This is a genomic window from Salinivibrio sp. PR6, from assembly GCF_001995955.1.
Classification (GTDB): Bacteria; Pseudomonadota; Gammaproteobacteria; order Enterobacterales; family Vibrionaceae; genus Salinivibrio; species Salinivibrio siamensis.
On record NZ_MUFA01000003.1, the window covers coordinates 81,456 to 96,361 of the forward strand.

General features: G+C 51.7%; 12 protein-coding genes. 10 read left to right on the forward strand and 2 right to left on the reverse strand.

What is annotated here, in order from left to right; genetic code table 11:
• Positions 1-104: 104 nt before the first annotated feature.
• Entirely contained in the window at positions 105-3,851 is a 3,747-nt protein-coding gene (locus tag BZG72_RS03065; protein ID WP_077666058.1) for an EAL domain-containing protein, read from the reverse strand.
• 317 nt (positions 3,852-4,168) lie between these two features.
• On the opposite strand from BZG72_RS03065, the gene BZG72_RS03070 reads away from it, so the two are divergent.
• From BZG72_RS03070 to BZG72_RS03095, 6 genes are all read left to right on the forward strand, one after another.
• Positions 4,169-5,767: a methyl-accepting chemotaxis protein gene (locus BZG72_RS03070; protein WP_158075439.1), complete on the forward strand. Its 1,599-nt coding sequence runs from the start codon at positions 4,169-4,171 to the stop codon at positions 5,765-5,767.
• Between the two features lie 16 nt (positions 5,768-5,783).
• On the forward strand, positions 5,784-6,530 hold the full coding sequence (locus BZG72_RS03075) for an SDR family oxidoreductase (RefSeq protein ID WP_046075632.1): 747 nt from the start codon (positions 5,784-5,786) through the stop codon (positions 6,528-6,530).
• A 72-nt stretch (positions 6,531-6,602) separates the two neighbouring features.
• Positions 6,603-7,190, forward strand: a complete 588-nt coding sequence (locus BZG72_RS03080) for a DedA family protein (RefSeq protein ID WP_077666060.1) — start codon at positions 6,603-6,605, stop codon at positions 7,188-7,190.
• Positions 7,187-8,299 carry a hypothetical protein gene (locus BZG72_RS03085; protein ID WP_077666061.1) on the forward strand — a complete coding sequence of 371 codons (1,113 nt, stop codon included), beginning with the start codon at positions 7,187-7,189 and terminating at the stop codon, positions 8,297-8,299. The genes BZG72_RS03080 and BZG72_RS03085 overlap by 4 nt, the downstream gene beginning before the upstream one ends.
• 69 nt (positions 8,300-8,368) lie before the next feature.
• Entirely contained in the window at positions 8,369-8,917 is a 549-nt protein-coding gene (locus tag BZG72_RS03090; protein ID WP_077606693.1) for a hypothetical protein, read from the forward strand.
• Positions 8,905-9,687: an NRDE family protein gene (locus tag BZG72_RS03095; protein WP_046075635.1), complete on the forward strand. Its 783-nt coding sequence runs from the start codon at positions 8,905-8,907 to the stop codon at positions 9,685-9,687. Before BZG72_RS03090 ends, BZG72_RS03095 begins: the two co-directional genes overlap by 13 nt.
• On the opposite strand, the gene BZG72_RS03100 is transcribed toward BZG72_RS03095, so the two are convergent.
• The gene (locus BZG72_RS03100) at positions 9,655-10,164 is read right to left on the reverse strand and encodes an outer membrane beta-barrel protein (RefSeq protein WP_046075636.1); all 510 of its coding nucleotides are present in this window, start codon (positions 10,162-10,164) and stop codon (positions 9,655-9,657) included. The two genes, BZG72_RS03095 and BZG72_RS03100, sit on opposite strands and share 33 nt — an antisense overlap.
• 222 nt (positions 10,165-10,386) lie before the next feature.
• Between BZG72_RS03100 and BZG72_RS03105 the strand changes: the two genes are divergently transcribed.
• From BZG72_RS03105 to BZG72_RS03120, 4 genes are all read left to right on the forward strand, one after another.
• A complete protein-coding gene (locus tag BZG72_RS03105; RefSeq protein WP_046075637.1) occupies positions 10,387-10,974 on the forward strand; it encodes a nucleoside triphosphate pyrophosphohydrolase family protein in 588 nt (195 codons plus the stop codon).
• Positions 10,975-11,290: 316 nt separating this feature from the next.
• Entirely contained in the window at positions 11,291-12,064 is a 774-nt protein-coding gene (gene fabI / locus BZG72_RS03110; protein WP_046075638.1) for an enoyl-ACP reductase FabI, read from the forward strand.
• Between the two features lie 56 nt (positions 12,065-12,120).
• Positions 12,121-13,539 carry a bifunctional enoyl-CoA hydratase/phosphate acetyltransferase gene (locus BZG72_RS03115; RefSeq protein ID WP_046075639.1) on the forward strand — a complete coding sequence of 473 codons (1,419 nt, stop codon included), beginning with the start codon at positions 12,121-12,123 and terminating at the stop codon, positions 13,537-13,539.
• A 6-nt stretch (positions 13,540-13,545) separates the two neighbouring features.
• A complete protein-coding gene (locus tag BZG72_RS03120) occupies positions 13,546-14,736 on the forward strand; it encodes an acetate/propionate family kinase (RefSeq protein ID WP_077666062.1) in 1,191 nt (396 codons plus the stop codon).
• Positions 14,737-14,906: the final 170 nt, after the last annotated feature.

Sequence of the window (14,906 nt, forward strand, 5' to 3'; positions counted from 1 at the left end):
AGCAAAACCTCTAAATTGCCTTTTTTATTGGACGTGTGCAACCACCATCGCCACTGCGTATTAGGTGAATGAGTCAAACAGTAGTCGGTGGTCGTCGGGCACCGTCAGTGACTCGGCGGTGTGAGGGTATGGGTGGCAAGCAGTGTATCAAGCGGTGTTGGGTAGTCGATAAGAAACCCTTGCACGTAGTTAATGCCAATTTCCTGTACGCAGGCAAGTTTTTCTTCGTCGGAGACCCATTCCGCGACCGTTTTGTAACCCATGGTGTCACAAATGCTGACAATGGACTCCAGTATGACGCGATCGATTTTGTTTTCTCGGTCGGTCAGGTTAGCCACAAATTGGCCATCAACTTTAACCACATCCACATTGAACAGCTTTAAGTAATGAAACGAGCAGAGACCGGCACCAAAATCATCCAGCGCGACATGCGCGCCATGGTGGCGTAGTTCGTCGATAAAAGAGACGGCTGCGTTTAAATGACTAATGAGTGCTGATTCAGTGATCTCAAAACACAGTCGCTCCGCAGGAAGGACGGAAGCGCTTAATAGCTGTTTGAGTTGTGTCTGAAATTTAGGGTCACTGATTGAGTTTGCTGAGAGGTTGATGTTGAACCTGAGTCCTGACTCTGCCAACTCCGCGGCGCGCGTATTGAGCACATAGTTCACTACCCAGCCATCGATATCGCGAATGTAGCCAAAGGCCTCGGCAGCGGGAATAAATTCCCCCGGATTCATAATATTACCGTCGGTATCTACCATGCGTATTAATAGTTCGTACCAGTGTTCAACCACAGGCCCCTGTGCGGGTGCCACCTGTTGGCCATAGAGCGCAAAGCGGTTTTCAGTCAGTGCTCGTGTAATTTTCCCCACCATTTGCATGTCACTGTGGCGTCCCTGCGCGGTGCCTGAGATATCGTTGTAATCCACTATCTGGCCGCGTCCTGCCGACTTGGCCTCATACATCGCTACATCGGCGCGGCTCATCAAATCCGAGAGGGTTAATGTCGCATCGTTAACATCCACCAGACCCACACTGGCACTGATGGCAAAAATGCGCTCGCCATAGGAGAAAGACAAGTGTTCAAGCTGTTTGATTAAGTCGGCGATCGTATGTTTCGCGTCGCGCATATTGCAGTGCGTGAGCAGCAACGCAAACTCATCACCGCCCAAACGCGCCACCACATCATCACTGCGTATGTTATCGGCTAAGGCTTGTGACACTTGGCATAGGACTTCGTCACCGGCGTGATGGCCGACCGAGTCATTGATGATTTTGAACAGGTCTAAATCGATAAACGCTAACACGGAGGGCGATTGGTTCTCGCTGGACAGGTGATTTTCCATGAGGGTTTCAAAGGCGCGACGATTGGGTAGCTGTGTGAGCGAATCATGATTGGCGTTGTAGTCTAACTGTGCCATCAGCGCATGCTCATCCGACACGTCTCGCAACACAAACACATAGCCGTGTTGACCGTTTTGGTTACTGGTCAGTGGAGACATAGCCACCGATACATACAGGCGTTTGCCGCCCGCGATAACCAGTTGGTAGGCGTCTTGTATTTGGGTTTCAAAAAAGGTCTCTGTTTGTTGACTGCTAAAGCTGGAAAGCAACACCCGTTGCTGGTTGTTGTAAAGCTCGAAAACCGCGTCCACAGGTTGGCCGAGTGGCAGCACGCTATCATTGGCAACAAGCCACTGCGCGGTGTTGTTGAGGTAGGCCAAGTTGCCCTGATCGTCGATGGTGATCACCGCATCGTTGATGGAGTTCATCACCACATCCAGCTGTTCACGCTCTTGGGCCAGTGCGTGGTTAAGCTCGTTGATTTCGGTATTGTCCCAATTGGCGCCGATCATCCGTACCGTGTTGCCATTATCGTCTATTTGTAAGCTGGCGAGAGCACGGATGTAGCGAATACGCCCTTGACTATCAATGATCCGAAACTGGGTATCGAGTCGTTGATGATGCGTAAGCGCGTCCTGGAGTGTTTGGTTGATCGTCTCTGCATCATCTGGATGAAGACGTTGCTGCCAGGTGGCGAGTTTTTCACTGCCTTCGGCCTCGGGGACATCGTAGAGGCGGTACATTTGTGCGTCCCACTCTAGCTTGTCTTCGTTAACGTGATACTCCCAAATACCAATATTGGCCGCTTTTGTCGCGGCTTCTAGGCGGCGGCGTAAGGTGTCTGTTTGCCGGTTAGTTAGATACTGCTCAGTGATGTCAATCACGGTACTCAAGACGGTTTCTGTTTCTTCCCCCGTTTGCCGCGCCGATGATTGGCGTAGATAGCGATAGGCGTTCGCGTCATTATTAAACCGGAATACCTCTACCATCCGATCGGTGTGTTTGTCGACGAGCAGGCGCATAGATTGTTCCCATGCGGCGCGATCGTCTGGATGTATGCGACTGACCCAGTCTTGGTAGGTGCGTATCTGTTTGGCATTGATGCCGAGCAAAGGCGCGGACCACCCAGAAAACAGCAACGCACCCGTATGAATATTGAGTTCAAAGACGGCAAGTTTGTTGATATCGAGGGCAAAACGCCAACGTTCAAGCCAGCGTTTTTGTTCACGTTGTGCCGCTTTGAGTGCGTTGATATCCTCGATTTGGCTGATCAAGTGAGTCACATGACCAGCGTGCTTATCCCGGACAGCGGTGAGCGAAAGCCGTCCCCATACTGTCTCGCCATCGGCACGTACAAAGCGCTTTTCCAATCGCTTATTATCAGAATGACCCATGATCAGATCGCTAAAATATTCCCTCAGCGAAGATTGGTCTTGTGCTCGCGTGAACAAAGAGACATGCGAACCGATAAGCACGCGGCGCTCACAGCCAAAAAACTGCGCCAAACTGGCGTTTGCTTCTTGGACAATACCTCGCGGATCCAGTATTGCCATCCCAATCAATGAGTTGTGCATGGCTTGCGTGAGCAGCGAGTGCTGCTCAATGTGATGCCGTTGATGGCGTCGATAGCTATACGCCAGCTGTGTCATCCCGACGCCTATCACCAAGGTCGCGGCCGCGGTGACTAAGCGCGACAAGGAGACTTGGTGTTCGCTGTCGATATGGAAAGCAAAGACACCGATCGCAGAAAGGAGGTCAAAACTGACCACTGACAAGGCGATAGTGGCAAGGCCTATTATTCTGCTTTGCAGTGTGGCAGCAATGAAAAACAAGCCTGTCAGCGCGATGAACGGATAGGGGAAAGCATAAAAAAGCAAACTAATCAGGACAAACAGCGCGAGACTGCCGCTGATCATTGTCGATGGAGAGGGAGCCGGTCGGTAGAGCTTGTCGAGAGTATCTGTGTATAGTCGCTCTTTGAGCGCTAAGCATAGCGGAAATAGCGCAACGAATCCGATTAATTCACTAAAAAACCAGCGTACTACATAGTAGTTAAACCCGTGTTCATTGAAGGCGGATAAAACATAGCCCCCGAGGAGGGCACCGACAAGCGGGCTCATAACGGCTGTTGGCATCAGTCCGCGGATAAATGGCCACACACCGTGCAAAGGGTTGCCATAACGCCGGCGCATCATAAGGTATAACGTACAGCCCGTGAAGGCGGTTAATGTATTGATGGCCGCCAGCTTAAGGCTCAGTTGGGATGGGAGCCCCATGACACTGTCTGCTGCAAATACCCCTATAAAAAAACCGAGGGTGGCCAGGGCACGCGCGCGGTGAGGAAGGTTGGCCAGTGAAAAAGCGCCCACGGCGGAGGCATACCAAATGACGGCAAATTCTTCACTCTCGGGAATGACGGCCAACGAAAAGCACACCAGCGAGAAACTAATTGTCATCAATACCAAAAAGGCGTGAATCGCCTGGCGCACTCGGTGATGGCGGGGCATGGCTCTCTCATTAATTACAATGACCTAGCTGTAGCTTAGCGCATTTTGTCTTAGAGTTAACGACCTTTATTGCCTTTCCGCTACCTTTGTCGGTACTGACTTGTTGACCGCCGTATTGAGAGGCACCTGCGTCCTATTAATCGTTTGGTTACTAGCGCCTCAGATCTAATGCTTTAGTCGAAATTTGATCACTTTCACCGCTATTGAGTGTGAAGCATGGCATTAGTAATAAAAACGTGGCAGTCCTGTGTGTCGTGATACGACCGCATGCCATGACATTGGATAAAATCAGTTCAGTGAGGAACAAAGGTGGCTCGATGACAGGGAACGCAGCGAACAAACAATCATGGATTTGGGTTGTAATAGGCACCACGTTGACACTTTTAGTGTTGGTGAGTTGGCACTTTTTTTCTGAGCAGTTTTATACGGTAGCGGGACTCCTCGCCTGCCAAGCGCTCGTGACCGTGTTGGCGATGAAAGTGTACTCGTCGGCACCCAAGGTGGTACCGGGGCAAGATACCGAGGAAGAAACGCAAACGCTGCCGATGAAAACGGTCGGACGGCTGGCAACGCGCGCTACCATGAATGCCATGAATGCGGCGGAAGTCTCGCATCGCTCGGATATATTAAAAACGCGATTAACCGAACAGTTTTCTTCTGTGGTCGAGGTCACCGAGACCGCGCAGCATATCGAACAGACTTTGTCTGACACCTGCCAAGCGCAAGCGGCGTCTGTTGAGCAAGTAACGCGCATGCGAGATCTGAGCTTGGAGGGGGCCGATAAGCTCACCGCCTCAATCGCGGAAATGCGTGATATTAACCAAAAAACGGCTGAAACAGTGGCACGTATTGAAGCGCTAGACGCCAACGTCAATAAAGTGAGTGATGTCGCACAGGTCATTGATGCGATTGCAGAGCAAACAAACCTATTGGCGTTGAATGCCGCCATTGAAGCGGCACGAGCGGGAGAGCAAGGGCGTGGCTTTGCGGTGGTGGCCGACGAAGTGCGTCAGCTTGCGCAGCGTACGTCACAAAGCACCAGTGAAGTCGCGGCGATCATAAAACAAATCATGACAGAGTCGAGTAATGTGATGACCCATATTCAAACGCTGTCATCGGATGTCGAGGCGGGGACGTGGAATGTTGAGAGGGTGGGAGAGATTTTAACCGACCTCTCGTCCAGAGCCGATCAGGTTGAAGCGGCCGTGAGACAAATGGCGGATGGGTCGTCACAAAACAGTGCAAGCCTCGAGCAAATTGCTTCAGCATTGACCCAAGTGCGGACTGGACTAGAAGACAGTGATAACCAGGTCATTGCGCTAAGCCAAGAAGCGGAAGGCTTGATGGAAACCACCGAAAAAACCAATGCCGTTTTCGCTGAGCTGTCTGAGGCGAGCCCACATCAACGCTTTTTTAAAGCAGCCAGCTTATGTCGTGATCGTATAGAGGCGGCGTTTGCACACGCCATTGAGCAGGGTGAGATCAGTAAAAGTGATTTGTTTGATCGCCACTACCAGCCGATCGCGAACACCGATCCTAAAAAATATACCACCCGATTTGATAGCTTGTGTGATCGGATCTTACCGCCTATTCAAGAGCCCATTCTTGAGACAGATGAGAACATTGTTTATGTGATAGCCAATGACAACCATGGCTACGTCCCCACGCATAATCAGCGCTTTTGCCAGCCTCTCACCGGTGATTATGCGCAAGATATCACCGGAAACCGGACTAAACGCTTATTTGATGACCGAACAGGTAGGCGTTGCGGTCAACATACTGATACCATGTTGTTGCAGACCTACAAGCGCGATACCGGTGAGGTAATGCATGATCTTTCTGTTCCTCTTTTTGTTGCAGGTCAACATTGGGGCGCAGTGAGAATGGGGTATTATCCACCGGTATCGGCGGATTAAGCGAAAAGGAGTAGCAATGAATCCAGTTGCGATTGTAACCGGGGCAAGTGGCGGCATTGGCCGTGAGACGGCAAAACTATTGGCACAGCGTGGCTATGCCATTTGCATCAATTATCTTAGCAACAGTGAATCTGCTTTTGCGCTTGTTGATGAGCTTCAAGCGATTGGTGTCAATGCGATTGCGGTTCAGGCGGATGTGTCGAGCGAAGAGGGCGTTAAACGCTTATTCAGCGAAGCAGACAACCGTCTGGGAAATATCACTGCACTGGTGAACAACGCGGGGATCATGTTGCCACAGTCGACGGTGAGCAGTATGGATGCCGATCGGATTAACGCGATGTTCCAAGCGAATGTCACTAGTGCCTTTTTGTGCTGCCGCGAAGCGGTACACCGCATGGCGCAGTCCCGCGGCGGGAACGGTGGCGCGATTGTCAACGTTTCTTCCGCAGCGGTAAAAACTGGGTCGCCCAATGAATATGTTGACTACGCAGCCACCAAAGCAGCGCTTGATACGCTTACCATGGGGTTGGCAAAAGAAGTGGGGCGTGAAGGCATTCGTGTGAATGCAGTGCGGCCAGGACCCATCGATACGGATATGCATGCCGCAGGCGGTGAGCCGGATCGCGTCGCCCGTGTCGCGGATAACATTCCACTGGGTCGCGGTGGCTCTACCCTAGAAGTGGCAGAAATGATTGCTTGGTTATTATCTGATAATGCCTCGTACTCGACAGGAAGCTTATTTGATGTGGCGGGCGGCATGTAGCTTTATTTTTTCATCAATTTGTAAGTAACTTGGGCTTTCTCCTGTCTATGATTAATAAGGAGGAGTAAGCCAATGGTTGAGAGCATGATACCCAGTTTGGCGACTTTACCGTCACTGGGTTTATTTTTTGTCATTATAATTGCCTCGTATGTTTTTGAGGACGGTGCGATTGCGCTGGCTGCTTTTGTAGCGGTTGAGTCGGTCTTGGCGTGGCACACGGCCTTGTTGGCGATTTTCCTGGGCATCGCAAGTGGTGATATCGCCCTATTTTTACTGGGTCGTTATGCGCGGCGTTATCGCGGTTTACGTGCCCGTTTATTGTTGATGAAAGGGGTGCGAGACGCACGCCACCTTTTACGGCGTCACGCTTTTTTTAATCTTTTCCTTATCCGCTTTATCCCCGGTTTAAGAACAATTACTTATAGCCTCAGCGGTTTTCTCGCGATCCCGCTCAGCACCTTTTTATTATCCGTTGGTATTGCCACCGCCTGCTGGACAGGATTGATTTTTTGGGGCGCATTCACGATTGAGCACAGCGATTGGCTGGCAGAGAAACAACTGACAGGTTGGGCGTTTGCGCTCTCGATTGTCTTGCTGGTGCTGATTAATCGTTTTCTCCGTCGCCGCGCGTTGCCAACACCACCAAAAGGATCGCTATGACAAAGCCTTCGGTGACGCTTGTCGGCCAAGCTGGCATGCCCCACTATTCTGTGTCACGGTCGTTGGGCTGGTTTGAGTTTCTGCCTGCTTGGTGTTTCTACACGCCCGTCGTGGTTCAATCAATCGGGCTTGGCCTCTACTATCGCAGTTTGACGTTGCCGTTGATTGCTAACCCGGGGATCCGTCTCTCAGGGATGGTCGGTGAGGCGAAATCAGAGGTGTTTGCCCAAGCGGGCGACACGGCGCAACGATACATCGCTGCCTATTGGCGATGGACGCGGCCCAATGCAATCACCCCCAGCATTAAAAAAACGCTACTTGCCGAACTTGCGAAGGCAGGTATCGCTATGCCGCTGGTGGCTAAGCCGGACAAAGGCTGTCGAGGGGCTGGCGTTCAGCGCATCGATACGGAAAAAAAGCTCTTTGCTTATATCAGCACTTTTCCTCCCGACAGAGACATTATTTTCCAAGCATTGGCACCTTACGACGCGGAGGCGGGGGTTTTCTATATTCGCTATCCCGGCGAGGAAAGTGGGCATATATTCTCCCTCGGGTTGAAATATTTGCCCGCCGTGATCGGTGATGGCAAGCATACCTTAGCCGCGCTTATCCAGCACCATGATGCCGCTTCTGTGCGCGGACACCTTTATCATCAGCGCCACCACCACCAGCTTGATGACGTAATACCAGCGGGCGTACGTATTCCGTTAGCCTTCTCGGGTAGCCACTGCCGCGGTGCCATCTTTAAAGATGGGGCGGCTTGGGTGACGCCAGCGTTGACGGCAAAAATGGATACGATCGCGAAAGACATTGATGGTTTTTACTTCGGTCGCTTTGACATCAAGTTTCTCGATATGGCGTCGTTAAAGAAAGGAGAGGCGCTTTGTATTGTTGAGATCAACGGCGCGAGTAGTGAGCCGGCGCATATTTGGGACAGTGAGGGGAGTTATTTCCAAGCCATCAGCGCACTTTTGCATCAATATCGGCATTTGTACCATATTGGTGCGCGCTTGCGATTGCAGGGACACAAACCGCCCTCTGTGTTTGCTTTGCTCCGCGCATGGTACCAAGAAAGGCGCTGGATGAAGCAATACCCAGAAACGGACTAAAGCGGCATGACATCTGCTTGAATGAAGATGATGGCGCCAAATTGCCGCAACATGTACTAAGGTGAGGGTATGCATTCGAGTCTAACCAAAGCAGATAGTGCGATTATTAGTGGTAACCTGGATGTGGCTTATCAGGCACAGCAGCTACTGACGAGTGTTACGAGCGCGGCTTATGGTCGTATGCGGGCCGATGGATTTACCAGCACCATTGGCCAACATATGCGTCATGCGCTTGATATGTATTGGGCCTTACACCAAGGAGAGGGTAGTGGCGTGATGAATGCAGATGGACGCCGGCGAGGCCATCGCGTAGAAACCGATAAATCTCTTGCCCAAGCTGAGTGGCAGGCCATAGCCAGCTGGTTACATACGCTGTCTAGTCAACAACTCAAGCAGTCGATACAAGTGTCGACACAGGTCACCTTGTATGCCTCCAATACAGTGACTACCCCCTCAACCATAATGCGTGAATTGATTGCCGTGGCCAGTCATGCCACTCACCACTTTGCTATGATGCGCACAGCCGCATACGATCTGGGGGAAGTGTTGGATAAAGAGATCGGCATCGCTGCAGCGACGGCAAGTTATCAGCGAGAGCAGCACCCATGTGCACGCTGACATGGTTGACCTCAGAGCAAGGGTTTGAACTGTGTTTTAACCGTGATGAGGCACGAGGTAGAAGCCGTGCAATACCGCCGAAAGTCTATCAAATAGCGGGAACACGCGTACTTATGCCGATTGATCCTGATGGGATGGGCACTTGGATAGCGGCGAATGAACATGGGTTATTGGTCTGTTTGTTAAATGATTATCAAGGTCAACCGTCTGTTGTGCCCAAGCGCAGTCGGGGTCAGCTGGTGAAATCCGTGGCGAGGGCAAGCGATCTGTCTCAGGTGGCGGCCATGGTGACAGAGCATGAAATGACGGATTTTGCGCCTTTTACCTTGTTGGTCTTTAGCCCGATGAATACCGATAAGACCCAACACGCGGCGTGTTCACCGGTGGCTTGGCAGTGGAATGGACGCACGTTGCAAGGTATCGACTGTGTGCCACCTGTTGTCTCCTCTGCGGTGGTAGCAGATGACGTACGTCGCACGCGCTCAGCGCTCCTCGCCGCAAAATTGCGTGATTCATCTTCTTCCGCCCATGCGCTACTCGATTATCATCGAAGCCACGAGCCAGTATTGGGGAGTTTATCTGTGTGTATGCACCGAGAAGACGCCAGTACAGTGAGTTTGACACATATCTGCGTGAACGCGGATACCGCAAGTATGTATTACTACGATGGTGCCCCGTGTCGGGTCAGCAGGCCATTAGTGGCCCACTTACCCCTCGAGGTTGATCCTACTATGCCACTAAAAGCCAATACTGGTTCCGACGTTTACTGAGCTGGTTTCCGCGGTGCCTCTATCGGCATAAGTGAACTCAAACGCCATTTTGGGGCCGACGGTAGGCTGTAGTTCAAAGCCCACCGTGCCTGTTGCGCCCCAGCCAATATCTTTATCTGAACCGAACTTTGTTTGATAATAATTACCACCACCGCGCAAATAAACATTGCCCATGCTCATGGGGACATTGATCTGCACTCCCACCGGAATATAGCTTGAGGTGAGTGTTGTTTCTGTACCGTTACTATTGTCGAAATCGGCACTGGTTTGGCCGTAGCCGCTGTAAAGGCTTGTGTAATCGGTAACACGTAAGGTGCCGTTAATTTCCCAAGTGTGGCCTGTTTCTGTTTGTGTGCCGTACCTGACATCTGTGATACCGGCACTTGCGCCAATACTGAGCGGGGAGGTTTGCGCTTGTGCGGTTGTGGCCAACAACATACCAGCACACAGTGTGGCGAGCGATAAACGTTTGGTCATAGTAACTATCCTTTGGGCCGAGCGTGCAAATGACGTCATAGATTCAGTATAAGGTGTTAGCGGCGAGCGTACACCAAGCTTGAGTGATATTTGTGCTTTAACGCTGTCTGGCGACAAAGAATCATCATGATCGATTTTAAGTCTGAGTGAGCAGTGCTATTGTAATGCCCCTTGTATGTCAGCATGAACGCATGCGTGTTTGTTTCTCAAAGGGCCCTACAAATGAAATTTGCTGTTCTCGATCAAGCGATCTACGACCACCTTTACCGTGATATTGAAGCCTTCCGCACCACCTTTGATTTGCCCTGCAATGATCCTGACTCTCTCGATGACAAAGCCGATGATCTGCACACGGCGTTGGCGGTCGAGGAAATGACAGAGCTTGCGGAAGCCGACTCGCTGGTTGAGCAAGTGGACGCTATTGTTGATAGTGTCTACGTGCTGATGGGGCGTGCTGTTCAAATGGGCGCGCGTGGGTATCGAGAACAACTCGAAGTGAGCTACATGGTTGATATCTTGCTTCAAATCGCCTCGCGCCTAGGTGTTGATTTTGTGACCTGTTGGGATGAGGTGCATAGCAGCAATATGAGTAAAGTCTGTCGCAATCAACAAGAGTTTGCCGACACCCAAGCGTTTTACGCGCAAAAAGGCATTGATGTTGTCGCCAGTCCCAAAGAAGATGGGATCATCGCCAAATGTGCCGCCGATGTCAGTGTCGACGGCAAGCTTATCCGTGAAGGCAAGGTGATGAAATCGGTTTACTACCGCCCCGCTGACCTTGCCAAGTGTGTGATGGCCGAGCTGGCGTAGTCCCACGCTTCTCGCCTGCCCAAAACGCCACCGTGATCAGCGGTGGCGTTTTTGGTTCGTGAAAAGGAATACCGGTTAGAGTGAAAACTCTCATCGCGATGGCCCGAGGCGAGGCTGTCATCAAAAATTGTCACAATTGTCTTTTTATCTAGCACGTCACTCGGCCTTTTTTCTTCTATACTTTTGCACTTAACGCTGATTTAAGTCTACGTTAAGGGTTTGCGGTTGCCCTAAAGTGGATGATGTCTTTTTTAGTGTAATCACTCAGCCTTCTGAGCGATTAACACTTTCGCTATCCAATTTAAGGGAGAGTATTGTGGAACATCCTTTTTCACTTGCAGGTAAAGTCGGTATTGTCGCCGGGCTGGCCAATGAAAACAGCATTGCGTTTGGGTGTGCTCAAGCGCTAAGCCAAGCGGGTGCCGATGTGCTGGTCACCTATGGCACACCTAAGGCAGAGCGGTTTGTGACCCCGCTCAAAGCGTCCATGGGCGATCCAGAACTCATGCTGTGTGATGTACAGGACGATCAACAACTCGACGCACTATTCGCTCGCGCCAAGGAGAAATGGGGACGGGTCGATTTTGTTGTGCATTCCATTGCCTTCGCGCCTTTGGAAGATTTACACGGTCGTGTGGTCGATTGCTCACGAGAGGGGTTCTCGCTGGCGATGGATATCTCTTGTCACTCGTTTATCCGCATGGCGAAACGCGCAGAGCCACTGATGTCTGATGGCGGCACGCTGTTTAACATGTCCTACTATGGGGCGGAGAAAGCCGTCGATAATTATAATCTAATGGGGCCTGTTAAAGCGGCGCTTGAGTCGACCACCCGTTACTTGGCAGCAGAATTAGGACCAAAAGGGATCCGGGTGCATGCTATTTCCCCCGGCCCGATCAGAACGCGTGCTGCGTCGGGGTTAAAAGAATTTGAAGCCTTGGCCGTGGATGGAGAAACGCGCTCGCCCCTTCGACGTTTGGCCACAGTGCAAGATGTTGGTCATGCCGTGGTTTACCTTAGCGCCGATGCTGGCCAAGTGTTGACGGGACTCACCCACTACGTTGATGCCGGTCATCACCTTAGGTTTTAAGCGCAACGAGGCTAACACATACTTTTTTGACTTGATCGATTATTGAGGAGCCCACCATGTCAGGGACGAATAACGAGGAAGTCATCGAGAATAAGACGTACGATGAGATTTCATTAGGCGATGAAGCGTTTTTAGAAAAGCGCCTCACCATGGAGGACATTAAGCTTTTTGCGATTATGTCGGGGGATGTCAATCCTGCCCATGTGGATGATGACTTTGCCAAAAGCAGTCGCTTTCAGGAAGTGATTGCGCACGGTATGTGGGGCGGAGCATTGATTTCTACCGTATTGGGGACAAAGCTGCCCGGTCCTGGCACTGTCTACCTCGGACAAACACTCGCGTTCAAAGCCCCCGTCATGCTAGGCGATGTGCTGCGCGTCGCTGTTCGTGTCGATAAAATGGACGAAAAGCGTCACCACATTGTGTTTGCTTGCCGGTGTGAAAACCAACGCGGTGATACTGTGATTGAAGGGGAAGCACGCGTACTGGCGCCCACTAAAAAAGTTCGACGTCAACGCACGGTATTACCAGAAGTGCGCTTATCTGAGCGCGGGCAGTTGCATGCGATTTTAACCGCGGCCGATCACCCTGATCCCATGCATACCGCGGTGGTGCACCCCGTTGACGACAGCTCGATCCGCGGCGCGGTGGAGTCGGCGAAGCAACAGCTCATTATTCCTACCCTCGTCGGGCCTCGTGACAAAATAATGGCGGCGGCGGATAAAGCTGAACTGGATATCCGCGACTTTGACATTGTTGATGTACCCCATAGTCACGCGGCGGCGGAAAAAGCGGTGGCTATGGCACGTGCGGGGGAGATAGAGGCGCTGATGAAAGGCGCACTGCATACCGACGAATTGCTACATGAAGTGGTTAAACGGGAAGGAGGGTTGAGAACTGAGCGTTGCCTCAGTCATGTGATGGCCTTTGATGTGCCGACCTATCCGCGCCCGCTATTTATTACTGATGCCGCCATTAATATCTATCCAGGGTTGGCTCAAAAGCGCGATATTATTCAAAATGCCATCGAACTGGCTCATGCGATTGGCAACAGTCATCCACGGGTGGCGATTTTGTCGGCCGTGGAAACCATTAACCCTAAATTGAATGCGACCCTTGATGCCGCGGCACTGTGTAAAATGGCGGAGCGTGGTCAAATAACGGGCGGTATCTTAGATGGACCGCTGGCGTTTGACAGTGCCGTCTCCGAAGACTCTCGCGTGACCAAAGGGATTAACTCCCCGGTTGCAGGGTGTGCGGATATCCTGGTGGCCCCTGATCTTGAGGCTGCCAATATGCTGATGAAACAGCTGAGCTACCTCGCAGATGCCACCGGCGCGGGTGTGGTGGTGGGGGCGCGTGTGCCCATTATGCTGACCAGCCGTGCCGATGATGCATTGACCCGCATTGCATCGAGTGCGCTGGCGTTGTTGCTTGCGGAGCATCAACGTAAAGCACTGGATAAGTATAAGTAGGCGACAATGGCGAACATACTGGTCATTAACAGCGGCTCGTCGAGTCTGAAATTCGCGCTGTTTGACGTCAATACGGATCCGGTTGAGGAGACGCGTTGGCAGGGTGTTAATCGGTTAATGGGTGGACAATTTTCCGGTTTGGGGACCCAAGGTTACGCGGTGTCCGTTGATAGCGGCGCGGATGGGCTTTCTATCCCGCCCGCCAACGCAGCGGATCACCATGCCGCGATTGTTTCGCTATTGGCGTGGCTCGAACCGCGAGGCTTTCTTGATAATCTGATTGCTGTCGGTCACCGCGTGGTTCATGGTGGTACGTACTTTCAGCAAGCAACGCCTCTTGATGCGCGCAGCGTCAAGCTGTTGGAGGCATTAACCTCGCTGGCGCCGCTTCATCAGCCTTATAGCCTTGCCCCGATTAAAGCACTTCAGACCCGATTACCCAACATGCGCCAAATTGCCTGTTTTGATACCGCCTTTCATGCCCAGCAGCCCAAGGAGGCGCGCCAGTTTGCGCTTCCTTACGCAATGTATGACAGGGGCTTTCAACGTTATGGTTTTCATGGCTTGTCTTACGACTTTATCTCGCGTTGCTTACCCGAGGTGATCCCGGATTTTGATTGCGACGCCAAAGTGATTGTTGCGCATCTTGGTAATGGCGCGAGTTTGTGTGCTATCCAATCACGACAAAGTGTGGCTTCCACCATGGGCTTTACCGCGCTTGAGGGGTTACCAATGGGAACGCGAAGTGGCGCCATTGATGCGGGATTAGTGCTGCATCTGATCACCGAAGAAGGCATGACTGCAGACGACGTCAGCACGCTCTTATATAAAGAGTCTGGGCTGTTAGGTTTATCGGGTATCAGCAGTGATATGCGCACCTTATTACGCAGCGATAAACCAAGAGCTAAGCAGGCGATAGCGCACTATTGTTATCGGATTGCGCGAGAAATCGGCAGCCTCTGTGCGGCAATGGGCGGTGTCGAACATCTGGTGTTCACCGCTGGGATTGGCGAGCATGCTGCACCTGTACGCGAGCGTGTTGTGGCACAGTGTGATTGGCTAGGTATGCGCTTGGACGCCTCGGCCAATCAAGCCAATCAAACGTGTATATCTGCATCGGACAGTAAGATTGGCGTGTGGGTTATCCCCACTGATGAAGAGCGCGTTATTGCCGCTGATTGTGTCGCGATGCTGTGATGACGATCGCTTCTTGGCGTTGCCTGCCGCCAATGGGGGACATATTGGCTCAAAAAGGTTCAAGGTGGATTGATGATTGCAGCGCCAGTTATACGCTAAAAGTGTGATATTCCATACAAGATTTTTTCTAAGAGTGCACCGAGCGGGCGTAAATCGTTATGCTAGCGCCG

Excerpts from the sequence above, each read along its gene's own strand:
- BZG72_RS03065 (WP_077666058.1), bottom strand. The coding sequence starts at position 3,851 with ATGCCCCGCCATCACCGAGTGCGCCAGGCGATTCACGCCTTTTTGGTA.
- BZG72_RS03070 (WP_158075439.1), top strand. The coding sequence starts at position 4,169 with ATGACAGGGAACGCAGCGAACAAACAATCATGGATTTGGGTTGTAATA.
- BZG72_RS03075 (WP_046075632.1), top strand. The coding sequence starts at position 5,784 with ATGAATCCAGTTGCGATTGTAACCGGGGCAAGTGGCGGCATTGGCCGT.
- BZG72_RS03080 (WP_077666060.1), top strand. The coding sequence starts at position 6,603 with ATGGTTGAGAGCATGATACCCAGTTTGGCGACTTTACCGTCACTGGGT.
- BZG72_RS03085 (WP_077666061.1), top strand. The coding sequence starts at position 7,187 with ATGACAAAGCCTTCGGTGACGCTTGTCGGCCAAGCTGGCATGCCCCAC.
- BZG72_RS03090 (WP_077606693.1), top strand. The coding sequence starts at position 8,369 with ATGCATTCGAGTCTAACCAAAGCAGATAGTGCGATTATTAGTGGTAAC.
- BZG72_RS03095 (WP_046075635.1), top strand. The coding sequence starts at position 8,905 with ATGTGCACGCTGACATGGTTGACCTCAGAGCAAGGGTTTGAACTGTGT.
- BZG72_RS03100 (WP_046075636.1), bottom strand. The coding sequence starts at position 10,164 with ATGACCAAACGTTTATCGCTCGCCACACTGTGTGCTGGTATGTTGTTG.
- BZG72_RS03105 (WP_046075637.1), top strand. The coding sequence starts at position 10,387 with ATGAAATTTGCTGTTCTCGATCAAGCGATCTACGACCACCTTTACCGT.
- BZG72_RS03115 (WP_046075639.1), top strand. The coding sequence starts at position 12,121 with ATGTCAGGGACGAATAACGAGGAAGTCATCGAGAATAAGACGTACGAT.
- BZG72_RS03120 (WP_077666062.1), top strand. The coding sequence starts at position 13,546 with ATGGCGAACATACTGGTCATTAACAGCGGCTCGTCGAGTCTGAAATTC.